Annotated in this window: 18 protein-coding genes; 6 read left to right on the top strand and 12 right to left on the bottom strand. The window is 66.2% G+C overall.

Annotated features, from left to right (window positions below):
• Position 1: 1 nt before the first annotated feature.
• The 9 genes from KO490_RS07755 to coxB all read right to left on the bottom strand — a co-directional run bounded on the left by KO490_RS07755 (position 2) and on the right by coxB (position 7518).
• Positions 2 to 586, bottom strand: coding sequence for a GNAT family N-acetyltransferase (locus KO490_RS07755; RefSeq protein WP_252727068.1), 585 nt, complete (start codon positions 584 to 586; stop codon positions 2 to 4).
• Complete coding sequence (locus KO490_RS07750) at positions 583 to 1857, bottom strand: pitrilysin family protein (RefSeq protein ID WP_256447477.1); 1275 nt, start codon at positions 1855 to 1857, stop codon at positions 583 to 585. Before KO490_RS07750 ends, KO490_RS07755 begins: the two co-directional genes overlap by 4 nt.
• Positions 1854 to 3230: a threonine synthase gene (gene thrC / locus KO490_RS07745; RefSeq protein ID WP_216018837.1), complete on the bottom strand. Its 1377-nt coding sequence runs from the start codon at positions 3228 to 3230 to the stop codon at positions 1854 to 1856. The genes KO490_RS07750 and thrC overlap by 4 nt, the downstream gene beginning before the upstream one ends.
• Positions 3231 to 3240: 10 nt before the next feature.
• The gene (locus KO490_RS07740; protein WP_216018836.1) at positions 3241 to 3912 is read right to left on the bottom strand and encodes an SURF1 family protein; all 672 of its coding nucleotides are present in this window, start codon (positions 3910 to 3912) and stop codon (positions 3241 to 3243) included.
• A gap of 74 nt (positions 3913 to 3986) precedes the next feature.
• Entirely contained in the window at positions 3987 to 4814 is an 828-nt protein-coding gene (locus KO490_RS07735; protein ID WP_216018835.1) for a cytochrome c oxidase subunit 3, read from the bottom strand.
• Positions 4815 to 4849: 35 nt separating this feature from the next.
• The gene (locus tag KO490_RS07730; RefSeq protein WP_216018834.1) at positions 4850 to 5422 is read right to left on the bottom strand and encodes a cytochrome c oxidase assembly protein; all 573 of its coding nucleotides are present in this window, start codon (positions 5420 to 5422) and stop codon (positions 4850 to 4852) included.
• Positions 5419 to 5655 carry a hypothetical protein gene (locus KO490_RS07725; RefSeq protein WP_216018833.1) on the bottom strand — a complete coding sequence of 79 codons (237 nt, stop codon included), beginning with the start codon at positions 5653 to 5655 and terminating at the stop codon, positions 5419 to 5421. Before KO490_RS07725 ends, KO490_RS07730 begins: the two co-directional genes overlap by 4 nt.
• Complete coding sequence (gene cyoE, locus KO490_RS07720) at positions 5655 to 6572, bottom strand: heme o synthase (RefSeq protein WP_216018832.1); 918 nt, start codon at positions 6570 to 6572, stop codon at positions 5655 to 5657. Before cyoE ends, KO490_RS07725 begins: the two co-directional genes overlap by 1 nt.
• Before the next feature lie 61 nt (positions 6573 to 6633).
• Positions 6634 to 7518, bottom strand: a complete 885-nt coding sequence (coxB, locus tag KO490_RS07715) for a cytochrome c oxidase subunit II (protein ID WP_252727066.1) — start codon at positions 7516 to 7518, stop codon at positions 6634 to 6636.
• 207 nt (positions 7519 to 7725) lie between these two features.
• Between coxB and tldD the strand changes: the two genes are divergently transcribed.
• From tldD to KO490_RS07685, 6 genes are all read left to right on the top strand, one after another.
• Positions 7726 to 9141: a metalloprotease TldD gene (gene tldD / locus KO490_RS07710; protein ID WP_216018830.1), complete on the top strand. Its 1416-nt coding sequence runs from the start codon at positions 7726 to 7728 to the stop codon at positions 9139 to 9141.
• Positions 9142 to 9204: 63 nt separating this feature from the next.
• Positions 9205 to 10329, top strand: coding sequence for a DNA-processing protein DprA (gene dprA / locus KO490_RS07705; RefSeq protein ID WP_216018829.1), 1125 nt, complete (start codon positions 9205 to 9207; stop codon positions 10327 to 10329).
• 82 nt (positions 10330 to 10411) lie between these two features.
• On the top strand, positions 10412 to 13114 hold the full coding sequence (topA, locus tag KO490_RS07700) for a type I DNA topoisomerase (RefSeq protein ID WP_216018828.1): 2703 nt from the start codon (positions 10412 to 10414) through the stop codon (positions 13112 to 13114).
• Positions 13115 to 13220: 106 nt separating this feature from the next.
• Positions 13221 to 13925: a CoA transferase subunit A gene (locus KO490_RS07695; RefSeq protein ID WP_216018827.1), complete on the top strand. Its 705-nt coding sequence runs from the start codon at positions 13221 to 13223 to the stop codon at positions 13923 to 13925.
• On the top strand, positions 13925 to 14551 hold the full coding sequence (locus KO490_RS07690) for a CoA transferase subunit B (protein ID WP_216018826.1): 627 nt from the start codon (positions 13925 to 13927) through the stop codon (positions 14549 to 14551). The genes KO490_RS07695 and KO490_RS07690 overlap by 1 nt, the downstream gene beginning before the upstream one ends.
• A gap of 68 nt (positions 14552 to 14619) precedes the next feature.
• Positions 14620 to 15189: a hypothetical protein gene (locus KO490_RS07685; RefSeq protein WP_216018825.1), complete on the top strand. Its 570-nt coding sequence runs from the start codon at positions 14620 to 14622 to the stop codon at positions 15187 to 15189.
• On the opposite strand, the gene folD is transcribed toward KO490_RS07685, so the two are convergent.
• Genes folD through KO490_RS07670 form a run of 3 tightly spaced genes read right to left on the bottom strand, consistent with a single transcriptional unit; the run spans position 15186 to position 16848 of the window.
• Positions 15186 to 16061 (bottom strand): bifunctional methylenetetrahydrofolate dehydrogenase/methenyltetrahydrofolate cyclohydrolase FolD, encoded by an 876-nt coding sequence (gene folD / locus KO490_RS07680; RefSeq protein WP_216018824.1) that lies wholly within the window; start codon positions 16059 to 16061, stop codon positions 15186 to 15188. The genes KO490_RS07685 and folD overlap by 4 nt on opposite strands.
• Positions 16058 to 16360, bottom strand: coding sequence for a chorismate mutase (locus tag KO490_RS07675; RefSeq protein ID WP_216018823.1), 303 nt, complete (start codon positions 16358 to 16360; stop codon positions 16058 to 16060). The genes folD and KO490_RS07675 overlap by 4 nt, the downstream gene beginning before the upstream one ends.
• A 41-nt stretch (positions 16361 to 16401) precedes the next feature.
• Complete coding sequence (locus tag KO490_RS07670) at positions 16402 to 16848, bottom strand: MarR family winged helix-turn-helix transcriptional regulator (RefSeq protein WP_216018822.1); 447 nt, start codon at positions 16846 to 16848, stop codon at positions 16402 to 16404.
• Positions 16849 to 17123 lie beyond the last annotated feature (275 nt).

Below are 17123 nucleotides of genomic sequence, written 5' to 3'. Positions count from 1 at the left end.
GTCAGCGGATATCGGTGCGGCCGCGTCGGTCCAGCCGCAGGTTGGAATAGAGGACGTGGTTCCGCCAGCGCCCCGCGATCTGCAGATAGCTCTGGGCGACGCCCTCGTACTTGAAGCCGGACTTCTCCAGCACCCCGCGCGAGGCGGCGTTCTCGGGCAGGCAGGCGGCCTCGATCCGGGACAGGTCCAGCGTGGTGAAGGCGTAATGGACCAGCACGCCGATGGCCTCGGCCATGTAGCCCATGCGTGCATGGCGCTGGCCGATCCAATAGCCGATCGTCCCCGATTGCGCAGGCCCGCGGCGGATGTTGTCCAGCGTGATCGCCCCGACCAGCGCCCCGTCGCGGCGCAGGATGAACAGCGGAAAGGCCGTGCCCTGACGGCTGGCCCGCGCGGCCCAGTAGACGCGGTTGGTAAAGCTCTTGCGGGTCAGGTGATCGGGCGACCAGACCGGTTCCCAGGGCGTCAGGAAGTCCCGGCTTTCGGCCCGGAGCGTGCTCCAGGCCGTGAAATCGGTATGTTGGGGCAGGCGCAGCACGATCCGTTCGGCGTCGAGCCGGAAGGAACGTCGCCGCGCCATGATCATGCGGCCAGCCTTTCGATCAACGCATCGCGCGACGGTGCGCGTGAAATCGGCCCATAGAGCGCCAGCGCAGGCTGCGCATTCGCGATCATCGCCTCGGCATGGGCGCGCACATCGGCGGCGGTGACGGCGGCGATGCGTTCGGCCACATCGGCGGGATCGGGGACATGGCCCCAGATCGCCAAGGTCCGCGCCGCGCGTTCGGCCTGGGCCGAGGGGCTTTCGAGCCCCATGAGCAGCCCCGCGCGCAGCTGCGCCTTGGCGCGCGCGATCTCGGCCTCGGACATGTCCTCCGCGGCGCGCTTGATTTCGTCTATGGTCAGGTTGGCCAGATCGCCCAGATCGTCGGCGCCCGTGCCCGCATAGACGGTCATCATGCCGGTATCGTCATGAAAACCCGATTGCGCGAAGATCGTGTAGCACAGACCGCGTTCCTCGCGGATCTTCTGGAACAGGCGAGAGGACATCCCCCCGCCAAGCGCCGCCGAGAAGATCTGCGAGGCATAGAAGTCGGGCGCGTGATAGCCCGGCCCTTCCAGCGCCAGCGTGAAATGCGCCTGTTCCAGCGGCTTGTCGCGGCGGAATTCTAGACCCTTCCAACGCGCGCCTTCGCGGACCGCCTGCGGGCGAGGCGCGATATGGCCGAGCGTCGCCTCGGCCAGGCGGACGATGCGGTCGTGATCGACGGCCCCCGATGCCGCGACGATCATCTGGCCGGGGCCGTAATGTTCGGTCACGAACTGGGCCAGGTCCTCGCGGCCGAAGCTGCTTACGCGCTCGGCCGGGCCCAGGATCGTGCGACCGATGGGCTGGTCGGGATAGGCCGCTTCCTGCAGCCAGTCGAAGATGATGTCGTCGGGCGTGTCCAGCGACTGGCCGATCTCCTGCAGGATGACGCCGCGCTCGACCTCGATCTCTCGCTGGTCGAAGACCGGGTTCAGGACGATGTCGCTGATGACGTCGAAGGCCAGGTCAACGTCCTGTTCCAGCACGCGGACGTAATAGGCCGTCGCATCGCGAGAGGTATAGGCGTTGATATAGCCGCCCACATCCTCGATCGCCTCGGCGATCTGCAGGGCGCTGCGGGTCTTCGTGCCCTTGAACGCCATGTGTTCGAGGAAATGCGCGATGCCGTTCTGTTCGGCGCGTTCGTTGCGTCCGCCCGCGCTGACCCAGACGCCCAGGGCCGCGGAATGCAGCCCCGGCATCCGGCGCGTCACGATGCGCAGGCCGTTGGGAAGGGTCGTCAGGCGGCTGTTGGGGTCTTGGTTCAATTGGTCCTCCGGTCGAGGATCAGCGATTTAAGCGCCTCGACGTCGTTTTCAACCCGGGTGACGCGTTCGGGCAGATCGAACAGCCCGGCCATGTGCGGCGGCAGGCCGGGGCGCTGACCGATGGCGTCTTCCACCGCGTCGGGGAATTTCGCGGGATGGGCGGTGGCAAGCGTCACCATGGGCACGCCCGGTTCGATATGGCGTTCGGCCACGGCCACGCCGATGGCGCTGTGCGGGCACAGGATCTCGTCCGTGGCATCGCGGGTGGCGCGGATCTGGGCGGTGGTTTCCTCTTCGCTGACACGTCCCGACAGGAACTCGTCGCGCAGGGTCTCCAGCGCGCCCTGGCTGATCGAGAAGCCGCCAGCCTTCAGTTCGTCCATCAGCTGGCGGATCGCACCCGCATCCTTGTCATAGGCCAGATACAGCGCGCGTTCGAAATTCGAGCTGACCTGGATGTCCATCGACGGGCTGATCGAGGGGGCGACCTCGCCCACGCGGTATTCGCCGGTGGTCAGCGCGCGGTGCAGGATGTCGTTCTGGTTCGTGGCGACGATCAGGCGACGGACCGGCAGGCCCATGCGGCGCGCGATGCTGCCCGCGAAGATGTCGCCGAAATTGCCGGTCGGCACGCAGAAATCGGTCGGGCGCATGCCCAGGCTGGCCGCCGCGGTGAAGTAGTACACGATCTGCGCCACGACCCGCGCCCAGTTGATGCTGTTCACGCCCGCAAGCCCGACGGTGTCGCGGAAATCGTGATCGTTGAACAGGTCCTTGAGCCGCGCCTGGCAGTCGTCGAAATGACCCGTCATCGCCAGCGCGTGGACGTTCTGCGCCTCGGGGGTGGTCATCTGGCGGCGCTGCACCTCGGACACGCGGCCATGGGGATACATGATGAACACGTCCACGTTGTCGATGCCCTTGAAGGCCTCGATCGCGGCCGATCCGGTATCGCCCGAGGTCGCGCCCACGATGGTGATCCGCTGACCCGACCGCTTCAGCGCGATCTGGAACAGCTGCGCGATCAGCTGCATCGCAAAGTCCTTGAAGGCCAGCGTCGGGCCGTGGAACAGCTCCAGCAGGTGATGGCCGGGGGCCAGCTGCACCAGCGGCGCGCGGGCCGCGTGGCTGATCCGGTCATAGGCCCGGTCGATCGCGCCGCGCAGTTCCTCGTCGGTGAAGCAGTCGCCGGTGAAGGGACGCACGACGCGGAAGGCGATCTCCTCGTAGGGAAGGCCGTCCATGCGGTCCAGGCCGTCGATGGTCGGGATGGTCTCGGGCAAGTACAGCCCCCCGTCGCGGGCCAGACCGGACAGCATGGCTTGTTCGAAATCCAGGCTCGGGGCCTCTCCGCGGGTCGAGACGTAACGCATCGTCAATCCTTCAATAGCTGCGCTGCCTGATACGCCAGATCAGCGCCAGTGTCATCACCGCCCATGTCGCGGCGATCATGAACCACTGCATGGCATAGGACAGGTGGTTGTTCGGTATCCCCTCGATCGCGACGGGAATGGGTTCGGCGCCCTGGTTGTCGCCTTCGACGAAGCTTGCGACGACCAGCACGGGTTCTGTGCCCAGCTGCCGCGCCATCGCATCCACGTCGCGGGCGAACCAGATGTTCTCGTCCAGGTTCGGTGCCGGGGTCGAGCTGCCGGCATCCTGCGGCCAATGCAGGTTGCCCGTCACGCGCAGCCGCACGGGGCCGCGTTTCACATGCCGATCGTCCTGGGGTACGAAACCCCGATCCAGCAGGATCGCGCGACCGTCATCCGTGATGAAGCGCGACACGACCTGGTATCCCGCGCCCTGCTCCTTGGTATGGGACAGCACGTTGATCTCGGCCCCCGAGGTGGTGCCCTCGACCGTGACGGGCATGTATTTCATCGACGGGTCGATATCGCCCGGCAGCGGCACGGGTTCGGCGTCGATACCCTGCCGGATCTGGTCCAGCATGCCTTCCTTCCAGTCGCGCCGATCCAGCTGCCACAGGCCAAGCTGGATCAGGATGGTGCATCCGACGATGCCGATCAGGACGGGGAAAAGGTAACGGCGCATGGGGCTTTCGGGACGGGCCGGACGAAAAACGCGCGGGGACAGCCCCCGCGCGCCGTTTCGTCGCGTCGGGGAAATCAGCTGCCCCAGACGTAGATGACGGCGAACAGCACCAGCCAGATCACGTCGACGAAGTGCCAGTACCAGGCGGCGGCCTCGAAGCCGATATGCTGGTCGCGGGTCATCTGGCCGCGGGTGAAGCGGATCAGGCAGACCAGCAGGAAGATCGTGCCGATCAGCACGTGCAGCCCGTGGAACCCGGTGGCGATATAGAAGGCCGAGGCATAGGCGGTGTCGGCCAGGCCGAAGGCCGCGTGGCTGTATTCGTAGGCCTGAAGCCCGGTGAAGGCCACGCCCAGCACGACCGCGATGGCCAGGCCGTTGATCGTGGTCTTGCGGTCGCCCTCATGCGCCCAGGCATGGTGCGCCCAGGTGACGGCCACACCCGACAGCAGCAGGATCAGCGTGTTGATGAAGGGCAGATGCCAGGGGTCGAAGGTCTGGATCCCCTCGGGCGGCCAGACGCCATCGGTGATCGGGCTCTGTTCGCCCATCGGATAGAGTGCGTTCTTCATGAAGTTCCAGAACAGCGACACGAACAGCATCGCCTCGGACAGCACGAACAGGATGAAGCCGACCTGCAGGCCGATGCGCACGACGGGGGTATGATCGCCCGATTCCGCCTCGCGCACGACATCCGCCCACCAGCCGAAGGCCACATAGCAGGTCGCGATCAGGCCGATCCCGAACAGCCAGGGACCGGTGATCGCGGCACCCATCAGGGTGACGTCACCGCTCATCCATGCGACGGCGCCGAACAGCATGACGAACACCCCCACCGAAGCGAGGAACGGCCAGATGGAGGCCGGCAGAATGTGGTAATCGTGGTTCTTAGCATGCGCCATCGTTGGTCCCCAGAGGCCCCCTCTTTGTCTTCAGGTCAGTTGATGGTGCCGGACGTGCCCGTGTCAAGCGCGGCGCTTTGGGGTTCGGTCCGGTGGAAGGTATAGGACAGGGTGATGTCGCGCACCCATGACGCGTCGCGATCCTGAACGATCTCGGGATCGACATAGAAATTGACCGGCATCTCGATCCGCTCGCCCGGCTGCAGGGTCTGCTCGGTAAAGCAGAAGCATTCGATCTTGATGAAATAGTAGCCCGAGACGTCCGGCGCGACATTGTAGCTGGCCGTGCCCGTCAGCGGCTGGTCGGTATTGTTCACCGCCTCGTAGAAGGCGAGGCCGTTTTCCCCGATCCGCAGGTCCATGCGGTTCTGCATGGGGCGGAAGGTCCAACCCAGGTTGTCGTCCACATTCGCGTCGAAGCGCACGCGCACGATCTCGTCCAGGATCTCGTCGGATGCGGTTTCGGCCACCTGCGTGGTGCCGCCGAAGCCCGTAACGCTGCAGAACCAGTTGTAGAAGGGCACCGCGGCCCATGCCAGCGCGCCCATGGTCAGGACGACGCCGACCAGCCCGAGCGCGGTGCGTGCCTCGCGTCCGGGGCGCTTCATGGCGCCTCCTCCGCCGGGACTCCGGCAGGTGTCTCCTCGGCCGGGGCTCCGGCAGGTGTGTCCAGCGGTGTCAGGGACACGCGCGGCTGGTGGTCATAGGCTTCCATCAGATCGCCCTGGCGAACCTTCACCACGGTCAGCGCGAAGATCAGCGCGACGAAGGCCAGAAGGACAAGCCCCAGGCCCACATTCCGCGACCGGCGACGCGCATGCAGTTCATGTTCGATGCGCATCACCATCCCCCCAGCCAGCTCTGAACCAGCAGCGCCAGGAAATGCAGGAACAGATAGTAGAGCGACAGGCGGAAGACGCGCTTCTCGACGGCATAGTCGTCGGCGATGGCCTGATCCTCGGACCGGCGGAAGATCTGCCAGCAGCCGCGCAGGAAGGCCACGTTCAGCACGACCGACACCGCCATGTAGAGCGGCCCGCCGATCGAGGTCAGCCCCAGCCCGATCGCGAAGGGTGCCAGCGCCACGGCATAGGCCAGAATGTGGCGGCGCGTGGACCGGCGGCCATGGGTCACCGTCAGCATAGGCACACCCGCGCGGTGGTAATCCTCTTTCATGAACAGCGCCAGCGCCCAGAAATGCGGCGGCGTCCAGACGAAGATCAGCATGAACATCAGGATGGATTCGATGCCGATGCCCCCCGTCGCGCAGGCCCAGCCGATCATCGGGGGGAATGCGCCCGCGGCACCGCCGATGACGATGTTCTGCGGCGTCGAACGCTTCAGCCAGACGGTATAGACGACGGCATAGAAGAAGATGGTGAAGGCCAGAAAGCCCGCCGCAAACCAGTTCGCGACCAGCCCCAGCATCATCACCGAGATGGTCCCCAGCACGATCCCCAGGCCCAGGGCCTCGCTTTCCTGCACGCGGCCCGAAGGGATGGGGCGCGACCGGGTGCGGTTCATTACCGCGTCGATATCGCGGTCGTACCACATGTTCAGCGCGCCCGAGGCCCCGCCGCCAAGGGCGATGAACAGCACCGCGCAGAAGCCGATGAAGGGATGGACCTGACCCGGTGCGACCCACAGGCCGACAAAGGCGGTGAAGACAACCAGCGACATCACGCGCGGCTTCAGCAGCGCCACGTAATCGCGGAACTCGCCTTCGGGGCTGGCGTCATATGCGTTGATGTCGGTCATCGGGCCTTCACGATCTGGCATGCCCGGAACGCGGTCGCGCATCCCGGGCAGGTTTGGCGGGTCAGTCGGCGCTGGCGATCCGTGCAGAGGCGCTCAGCGCGGCGGTCTGGGCATCGGCGTTGCCGGTGGTGCCGCCCTGGGATTCCACCCATTCGGCATAGACCTCGGGCGAGACGGCCTTGACGACGATGGGCATGTAGGCGTGGTTCACGCCGCACAACTCGCTGCACTGGCCGAAATAGGTGCCTTCCTGTTCGACATTGAACCAGGCCTGGGCGATGCGGCCCGGAACGGCGTCCTGCTTCACGGCGAAGGCGGGGATGGTCCAGCTGTGGATCACGTCGCTGGCGGTCACCTGCAGCAGCACGTTCTGGCCGGTGGGCACGACGACGGCGGTGTCGGTGGCCAGCTTGTATTCCTCGGGGGCATAGCCGAACTCGGCCAGGTCCTCCTCGGGCAGCATCAGGCTGTCGAAGCTGACGCCGTTGTCGGGATATTCGTAGGACCAGTACCACTGGTGGCCGGTCACCTTGATGACGACATCCGGATCCTCGGGCATCTCCTGGCTGCGGAACAGGATCGGCAACGAGAAGACGCCGATGGCGATCAGCACCAGCACGGGAACCAGGGTCCAGCCGATCTCGAGCGTGGTGTTGTGCGTGAACTTGGCCGGGACCGGGTTCGAACGCGAATTGAAGCGCAGGATGCAGACCAGCAGCAGGCCGCAGACGAAAACGGTGATGACGGCGATGATGATCAGCACGAAATGATCCAGCCACTGCTGATCGCGTGCCAGTTCCGTCGCGGCGGGCTGGAAGCCCATGCCGCCATCGACCGGCCTGCCGATCACCGGAAGGTCCCCGATCACGTCCTGCGCCGCGGCCGCCCCGGTCAGCGCGGCTGCCGAAGCCAAGCCTGCCACTGCCGCGCATCCACGGCGAATCATCGCTATTGCCATCTTCCCACCCCGTCGTGCTGGTCCGGCCTTACCGGCCCCAGGTGCGGTTCATGCCCGCCCCTTTCCCTTTCACAGTACAGGTTCTATGACCATATTATGCCTGTCCGGGCAAGACATACCTACAGCAATCCCGCGCCCGCGGGCATTGCGACCGGGTGCCGCGCCCCCGTCCACGACCCCCATCAGGAGCCCTGCATGAGCCGCACGCCCTTCGATCCCTTTGCCCATTTCGACCGCGACATGGCGCAGACCATCCTGCGCGAGGCGGTCCACGGCGCCGATGACGGAGAGCTGTTCCTGGAGCGCAGCCAGACGGAATTCCTGGTCTTCGACGATGGGCGGCTGCGCAACTCCTCGTTCATGGCGGCGCAGGGCTTCGGGCTGCGCGCGGTCAGGGGCGCGATCTCGGGCTATGCCCATTCGACCGAACTGACCGAAGCCGCGCTGCGCCGCGCCGCCGCGACCGCGCGGCTGGCCGTGGGCGATGGCGGCGGCACGATGGCCCTGCCGCCCGCGATGGCGCCGGTGAACCTCTATCCCTCGATCGACCCGGCCGAGGGGCTGCCCACGGCCCATCGCATCGACATCCTGAGAGAGATCGACGCCTATGCCCGCAACGCCGATCCCCGCGTCGTGCAGGTCAGCGTCTCGATGGCCAGCGCCCTGCAGGAGGTCGCGATCCTGCGCCCCGAAGGCGGGCTGGCCACCGACATCCGCCCCATGGCGCGGCTGAACGTCAGCGTCATCGTCGAGAACAACGACCGCCGCGAGAGCGGCACGGCGGGCGGCGGCGGACGGCACGGGCTGACCGCGCTGATCGATCCGCACCACTGGAAGCCGCTGGTGGACGAGGCGCTGCGCATCGCGCTGGTGAACCTGCGTTCGGTCGCGGCGCCCGCAGGCGTCATGGACGTGGTGCTGGGACCGGGCTGGCCGGGCATCCTGCTGCACGAGGCCGTGGGCCACGGCCTGGAGGGCGATTTCAACCGCAAGAAGGCCAGCGCGTTCGCAGGTCTCATGGGGCAGCGGGTCGCGGCACCCGGCGTCACGGTGGTCGATGACGGGACCATCCCCGACCGCCGCGGCAGCATCAATATCGACGACGAGGGCACGCCCCCCGCGCGCAATGTGCTGATCGAGGACGGCATCCTGGTGGGCTACATGCAGGACCGGCAGAACGCGCGGCTGATGGGGGTCGAACCCACCGGCAACGGACGCCGCGAAAGCTTTGCGCACATGCCCATGCCGCGCATGACCAACACCTACATGCCGGGGGGCGATGCCGATCCGGCGGCGATCCTGGCCGATCTGAAGGACGGCATCTATGCGGTGGGCTTCGGCGGCGGCCAGGTGGACATCACCAACGGCAAGTTCGTCTTCTCCTGCACCGAGGCGTACCGGGTAAGGAACGGCGTGGTGGGCGATCCGATTCGCGGTGCCACCCTTATCGGCGACGGCGCGACCGCGCTGCATCAGGTGCGCGGCATCGGCAACGACATGGCGCTGGATCCGGGCATCGGCAATTGCGGCAAGCAGGGCCAATGGGTGCCGGTGGGCGTGGGTCAGCCCACGCTGATGATCGGCGGACTGACGGTCGGCGGCTCGGCCTGACGTCAACGCTTCCTTAACCAGTTTCAGGCTATGCAGGCCCCCGGACATTACCGGAGGCTTGCCATGGATACCGGAACCGCCCCGCCCACGATGTCGGGCACCGACAGCGATATCGACTGGCTGCGCCTGATCCGGTCGCGGCGGGTCGGTCCGGCGACGTTCCATCGGCTGCTGGCCGAACATGGCAGCGCGACCGCCGCGCTTCTGGCCCTGCCCGAAATCGCCGCCCGGTCCGGCATGGCCGATTATCGCACCTGCCCCGAAGGCGTGGCCGCCGCCGAACTGGCCGCGGGGCGCCGTGCGGGGGCCGTGCTGATCCGCTGCGACGATGCCCGATACCCCGACCGCCTGCGCGAGATCGACGGCGCGCCCCCCGTGCTGTGGGTCCGTGGCGATCCTGCCTGGCTGTCGCGCGACGGCATGGCCGTGATCGGTGCACGCAATGCCAGCTCTCTGGGGCTGCGCATGGCGCGGGGCATGGCCGCGGGCCTGGGCGAAGGCGGGCTGAACGTCGTTGCCGGCCTTGCACGCGGCATCGACACCGCCGCCCATGACGCCGCCCTGCCCACCGGCACCGTCGCCGTCATGGCGGGCGGCGTGGACGTCATCTATCCGCCCGAGAACGCCTCGCTTGCGGCACGGATCGCCGAATCCGGCGCGCTGATATCGGAACAGCCCCCCGGCACCGAACCGCAGGCGCGACATTTTCCCACCCGCAACCGGATCGTGTCGGGCATCACCCGCGGCGTCGTCGTGATCGAGGCGGCATGCAGGTCCGGCACGCTGATCACCGCGAAGAACGCGCTGGACCAGCATCGCGACGTCATGGCGGTGCCGGGCCATCCGATGGATGCGCGGGCCTCGGGCTGCAACGCGCTGATCCGCGACGGCGCCACGCTGGTGCGCAGTGCCGCAGACGTGATCGACGCCCTGGGTGCCCTGCCCCTGCGGCAGCCCCCGGCCCCGCCCAAGCCGCCTGCCGCACCAAGGCGATCCCATCGCGATGCGGGCGGTCCCGTCCAGCTGGAGGGGCGCATCATGTCGCGGCTGGGCCCCTCTCCGACGGATGAAAACGACCTGATACGCGATCTGGGGGTGTCGGCTGCAACCGCAAGTGCGGCCATCCTTGCGCTGGAACTGGAAGGCCGCGTCCAGCGTCTTGCAGGGGGACGGCTGGCCATCGCCTGAACAGCGGCAACGCAGCTGACCCGTTGACAGCAGGTCGAGCCGCACCCATGTTGCCGCCCCATTGCAGCAGCCCGAGGTTCCCATGCCCGTCGTCGTCGTCGAATCCCCGGCCAAGGCCAAGACCATCGAGAAATATCTCGGCGGCGACTTCACCGTTCTGGCCAGTTTCGGCCATGTCCGCGACCTGCCCCCCAAGGATGGCAGCGTCGATCCCGACCATGATTTCGACATGAAATGGGAGGTCGCTTCCGACAGCAAGAAGCACCTGAAGGCCATCAAGGACGCGCTGAAGGAAGACCCCAACCTGATCCTTGCGACCGACCCCGACCGCGAGGGCGAGGCGATCAGCTGGCACCTGCTGGAAGCGCTGCAATCGTCGCTGAAGAAGACGAGCGAGGTCAGCCGCGTCACCTTCAACGCGATCACCAAGCCCGCCGTGACCGAGGCGATGAAGCAGCCCCGCCAGATCGATCAGGCGCTGGTCGATGCCTATCTGGCACGCCGCGCGCTCGACTATCTCGTGGGGTTCAAGCTGTCGCCGGTCCTGTGGCGCAAGCTGCCCGGCGCGAAATCGGCAGGCCGCGTGCAATCGGTCTGCCTGCGCGTCATCGTCGACCGAGAGATGGAGATCGAGGCATTCAAGGCCCGCGAATACTGGTCGGTGCATGCGCGGCTTGCGACACCGGGGGGCGACGAATACGACGCGACCCTGACCACGCTGGCGGGGTCCAAGCTGGACCGGTACGATCTGGCCGATGCCGAAAAGGCCGCCATGGCCGTCAGCGCGGTGTCCAGCCGCGATCTGAAGGTCACGGGCGTCGCAGCCAAGCCTGCCAGCCGCAATCCCTGGCCGCCCTTCATGACCTCGACCCTGCAGCAGGAGGCCAGCCGCAAGATGGGCATGGGCGCCAAGGCCTGCATGTCGGCGGCGCAGCGCCTGTACGAGGCCGGGCTGATCACCTATATGCGGACCGACGGCATCGACATGGCCCCCGAGGCCGTCCATGCCGCACGCGACGCGATCAAGGCCAAGTTCGGCGAGAATTACGTTCCGAAATCGCCGCGCATGTACAAGAACAAGGCCAAGAACGCGCAGGAGGCCCACGAGTGCATCCGTCCGACCGACATGATGATGTCGCCGGACCGCCTGAAGATCACCGCCGACGATCAACGCAAGCTGTACGAGCTGATCTGGAAGCGCACGATCGCCAGCCAGATGGAAGCTGCCCGGATGGAGCGGACCACCGTCGAGATCGCCAGCCCCGACAACCAGGTCGGCCTGCGCGCGACCGGTCAGGTCATGCTGTTCGACGGCTTCCTGCGCGTCTACGACCAGGGCCGCGACGATGACGATGGCGAGGACAGCGCACGCCTGCCCGCCATCTCCGAGGGCGAGGCCGCAAGGCTGGTCGGTGGCGCGTTCGAGCCGGAACTGGCCAAGGCGCGCGAGAAGGGCGGCGATCTGCCCGCAGCGCCCGCAACCCAGCTGGCCGCGCCCGGCATGCTGGCCGACCAGGCCGCATCGACCGCTTCGCGTCAGCATTTCACCCAGCCGCCCCCGCGCTACACCGAAGCGACGCTGGTCAAGCGGATGGAGGAACTGGGCATCGGGCGTCCCTCGACCTATGCCAGCATCGTCACCACGATCCAGGACCGCGACTATGTCCGCAAGGACAAGAACCGCCTGATCCCCGAGGACAAGGGCCGTCTGGTGACGACCTTCCTCGTGAAATACTTCCCGCGCTATGTTAGCTACGACTTCACTGCCGATCTGGAAAACGAGCTGGACGAGATCAGCGCCGGCGACCTGATGTGGCGCGAGGTTCTGGGCCGCTTCTGGCGCGACTTCTCGAAGGCGCTGGAGGGCACGTCCGAGCTGCGCATCACCGAGGTTCTGGACGCGATCGACGATGCGCTTGCGCCCCATCTCTATCCGCCGCGTGCGGATGGGGGCGATCCGCGCGAATGCCCGCTATGCGGTCAGGGGCGGCTGAACCTCAAGACCGCGCGTTCGGGCGGCGCCTTCATCGGCTGCACCAACTATCCCGAATGCCGCTATACCCGCCCCCTGTCGGCCCCCGACGGCGAGGAAGCCGTGGGCGACCGGGTGCTGGGCCATGACGACGGGGACGAGATCAGCCTGCGATCGGGCCGTTTCGGCCCCTATGTCCAGCGCGGCGAAGCGACCGAGGAACAGCCCAAGCCCCCGCGTGCATCCGTGCCCAAGGGCTGGAACCCGGCCGAGATGGACCTGGACCGCGCCGTCCAGCTTCTGTCCCTGCCCCGCCCCGTCGGCCCGCATCCCGATGACGGCGTGATGATCGAGGCCGGCATCGGTCGCTATGGCCCCTATGTGAAGCACGGGTCGAAATACGCAAACCTGCCCGATGTGGACGAGGTCTTCATCGTTGGCATGAACCGCGCGGTCGAGGTTCTGGCCCAGAAGCAGACCCGCGGGCGCACCGCTGCGGCACCCCTCAGGGAACTGGGCGAACATCCCGATGGCGGTCCCATCCAGGTGATGAACGGGCGCTATGGCCCCTATGTCAAATGGGCCAAGATCAACGCGACCCTGCCTCAGGATGTCTCGCCCGAGGATCTGACCCAGGAACGCGCGCTGGAACTGATCGCGGCCAAGGCGGCGAAATCGCCCAAGAAGGTCGCGGCCAAGAAGCCCGCCGCGAAGAAGGCCACGACGAAGGCTGCGCCCAAGACCGCCGCAAAGAAACCCGCCGCGAAGAAGGCACCCGCCAAGAAGGCCGCCGCGAAGAAGACCGAGGAATGAGGTCGGGGGGCGCCATGCCCCCCCTTTCCCATCCGCCAAGATTGACAGGACGCGACCTGCGCGCGACATATTGTGCAGTTGCAGAAATCTTTGGACGGGAGGGGCTATGAAGAAGATCCATGCAAGCGCCGAGGAGGCGCTGGAGGGCATCCTGCATGACGGGATGCTGATCGCCGCAGGGGGCTTCGGTCTCTGCGGGATCCCCGAATTGCTGATCGATGCGCTGGTGAAAAGCGGCGTCAAGGACCTGACGGTCGCCAGCAACAATTGCGGCGTCGACGGGTTCGGGCTGGGCAAGCTGCTGGAAACGCGCCAGATCCGCAAGATGATGAGCAGCTATGTCGGCGAGAACGCCGAATTCATGCGCCAATACCTGTCCGGAGAGCTGGAGCTGGAGTTCAACCCGCAGGGCACCCTGGCCGAACGCATGCGCGCGGCCGGCGCGGGCATTCCGGGCTTCTACACCAAGACCGGCGTCGGCACCGTCATCGCCGAGGGCAAGGAGCACAAGGATTTCGACGGCGAGACCTATATCCTCGAACGCGGGATCTTTGCCGACCTGTCCATCGTGAAGGCGTGGAAGGCCGACGACACCGGCAACCTCGTGTTCCGCAAGACGGCGCGCAACTTCAACCCGCCCGCGGCCATGTGCGGCAAGATCTGCGTGGCCGAGGTCGAGGAGATCGTCCCGCGCGGCAGCCTGGACCCCGACATGATCCACCTGCCCGGCATCTATGTCCACCGCATCATTCAGGGCCAGCACGAGAAGCGCATCGAACAGCGCACCACCCGCAAGAAGGAGACCGCGTGATGCCCTGGGATCGCAATCAGATGGCCGCGCGCGCCGCGGAGGAGCTGGAAGACGGCATGTACGTGAATCTCGGGATCGGCATTCCCACGCTGGTGGCGAACTATACCGGCGACAAGGACATCACGCTGCAGTCCGAAAACGGCATGCTGGGCATGGGCCCCTTCCCCTTCGAGGGCGAAGAGGATCCCGACCTGATCAATGCGGGCAAGCAGACCATCACGGAACTGGACCGCACGTCCTATTTCGACAGCGCGACCAGCTTCGGGATGATCCGGGGCGGCAAGATCGCGGCGGCGATCCTGGGCGCAATGGAGGTGGCCGAGAACGGCGATCTTGCGAACTGGATGATCCCCGGCAAGCTGATCAAGGGCATGGGCGGTGCGATGGACCTGGTGGCGGGCGTCAAGCGCGTGATCGTGGTCATGGATCACACGAACAAGGCCGGCGAATCCAAGCTGTTGCGCGAATGCACCCTGCCGCTGACGGGCAAGGCCGTGGTGAACCGGATCATCACCAACCTGGGCGTTCTGGACGTGGTCGAGGGCGGGCTGAAGATCGTCGAGCTGGCCGATGGCGTCACCGAGGACGAGCTTCGCGCGGCGACCGAGGCCACGATCGTCAACTGATCGTGCCATGACACCAGCCGGGACGGAGCGCAGGCCCTGTCCCGGCATACTTGTTTTCAGGAAGACACATGACAGCGCAAGAGATCGCGGCCCTGTTCACCCGTTCCGACGGAACCTATCGCTGCGCAAGATGGGGCCGCCCCGTGGCGCCCGTGGCCTTCGGCTTGGCCGACGAGACGCTGGACATCCTGCGCGCCGCGCTGAAGGCGGGTTTCGCCCATGCGGGGCATCCGGTGGTCGATACCGACCCCGAAAGCGGGTCGAACCTGATGCTGTTCTTCGCGCGCGGCTGGGACGATCTGGCGGGCGTGCCCGATCTCGACCGGCTGACGGGACAGCCCGACCTGCCCGCGCGACTGGCGGCCGAAGGCGCTGCCAGCTACCGCATCTTTCGCTTCGACGAGGCCGGGGCCATCCGCGCCTGCTTTGCCTTCTTCGACATGAGCGGCCCCCTTGCCCACGCCCATCCCGGCGCGCTGGCCGAGAAGATCACCATGGAATCGACGCTGACCTTCGCGCAGGAAATCCAGCCCGATACCGAAAAGGCCGCGCTGATCCGCGCGGCCTATGATCCGGTGATGCCTGCCGTGGCGAACGATCCCTCGCACGCGCTGAGGCTGATGGCGCGAATGGCCTAGGGGGTCAGCCCCTCGGGGTCGGGCAGACCGTTGGCGCGCGCCGTGGCGGTCAGGGTGTTGGCCAGAAGACAGGCGATCGTCATCGGCCCTACCCCACCCGGCACCGGCGTGATCGCACCCGCGACCGTCGAAGCGGCGGCGAAATCGACATCGCCCACCAGCCCGTCATCGGTGCGGTTGATGCCCACATCGATCACCGTCGCCCCCGGCTTGATCCAGTCGCCCTGGACGAAATTCGCGCGACCGACAGCCGCGACGACGATATCGGCACCGCGAACCACCGCGGGCAGATCGGCGGTACGCGAATGGGCCACCGTCACCGTCGCGCTGTCGCGCAGCAGCAGCTGCGCCATCGGCTTGCCCACGATGTTGCTGCGCCCGATCACGACGGCGTTCTTGCCCGACAGGCTGCCCAGCTGGTCGCGCAGCATCATCAGGCAGCCAAGCGGCGTGCAGGGCACCATCGCCTTCTGCCCGGTCGCAAGGCGCCCCGCGTTCAGGATGTGGAACCCGTCGACATCCTTCTCGGCGGCGATGGCATTGATGACCAGCGCCTCGTCCAGATGGTCGGGCAGCGGCAGCTGCACTAGGATGCCGTTCACGGCTGGATCGGCGTTCAGCTTGTCGATCAGCGCCAGCAGCGTTTCCTGCGTGGTGTCGGCAGGCAGACGGTGCTCATAGGAGTTCATGCCCACCTCGACCGTCTGGCGGTGCTTCGAGCGGACATAGACCTGGCTGGCCGGATCCTCGCCCACCAGAACGACCGCAAGGCCGGGGGTGATCCCGCGTTCCGCCATTGCGGCGACCTCGGTGGCGATGCGGGCGCGAAGGCCGGCCGCAAAGGCCTTGCCGTCTATGATCTGGGCAGTCATGGGCGATCCTTGTTCAGCTGGCGATCCTCCTGGGCGATGGCAGCCTCGATCAGCTGCCGCCACAGGGCCTCGTAGAAATCCGGATCCAGCCCGGCCTCGCGCGCATTGCGGTTGGCGTTCATCGCCACCTCCTCGACGCGGTCGTCGATGCGGGCAGGCAGCCCGTTGCCACGCTTGATCTGCGCGGCGCGGTCGATCAGCGCGTGACGGTGGGCGAAAAGCGCCATCAGCTGCCGATCGACCTTGTCGATTTCGGCGCGCAGCGCGGGCATGTCGGGGATGTCGCGGATCTCTGTCATGGCATGGGTGTCTTGCACCCATGCGCGGTCATTCGCAAGCCTCAGCCGTGAACGCCGGCCTGAAGATGCGTGGTCAGCTTCTGGACCAGCCCCTGCATGGCCATCTTCTCCTCCTGAGAGAACTTGGCCACGTTCACCAGGCAGCTTTCGATCCGCTTCTCCTCGGCCTCGAGGCGCCGGCCCTTGGGGGTCAGACTGATGATCACCCGGCGTTCGTCCCGGCGGTCGCGACGGCGCATGACCATGCCGTTCTGTTCCAGCCGCTTCAACAGCGGCGTCAGCGTGCTGCTGTCCAGCCCCAGATGCGCGCCGATTTCCCCGACCGCAAGATCACCTTCGCGCCACAGCGTCATCAGGACCAGATACTGCGGATAGGTGACCCCGAGCGGGTCCAGAAGCGGCTTGTAGATCCGACCGAATGCCAGGTTCAGGGCATACACATCGAAGCAGAGCATTTCAGCCATGGGCGAGTGATCGATCTTGGACATGCTGTTCTCCGCCATAGAAAAAGAGATACGCGACCTCATATCCTAAAGGATAGGAATACATCGAATTAACCTCAAGGTAGAAACGAACCATACGGTTTGGTCGATTGATCAATCAGGAAACCCTGAAGTTTTGGAATCATTTCCTAACGATCCGTAAACGGGCGTATCTGTTAAGGATTATTGTAGCGGCACGATTTTTCGCGCCAAAGTTGCGCGCGACAACGAACCGCATCGGCTAACATTAATCGAGGCCCGACATCGTCCTATCGACGCAT

The organism is Paracoccus sp. C2R09, from assembly GCF_018860625.1.
In the GTDB taxonomy this organism is placed as follows: Bacteria; Pseudomonadota; Alphaproteobacteria; order Rhodobacterales; family Rhodobacteraceae; genus Paracoccus.
This window is presented reverse-complemented; position numbering and strand designations above follow the sequence as displayed.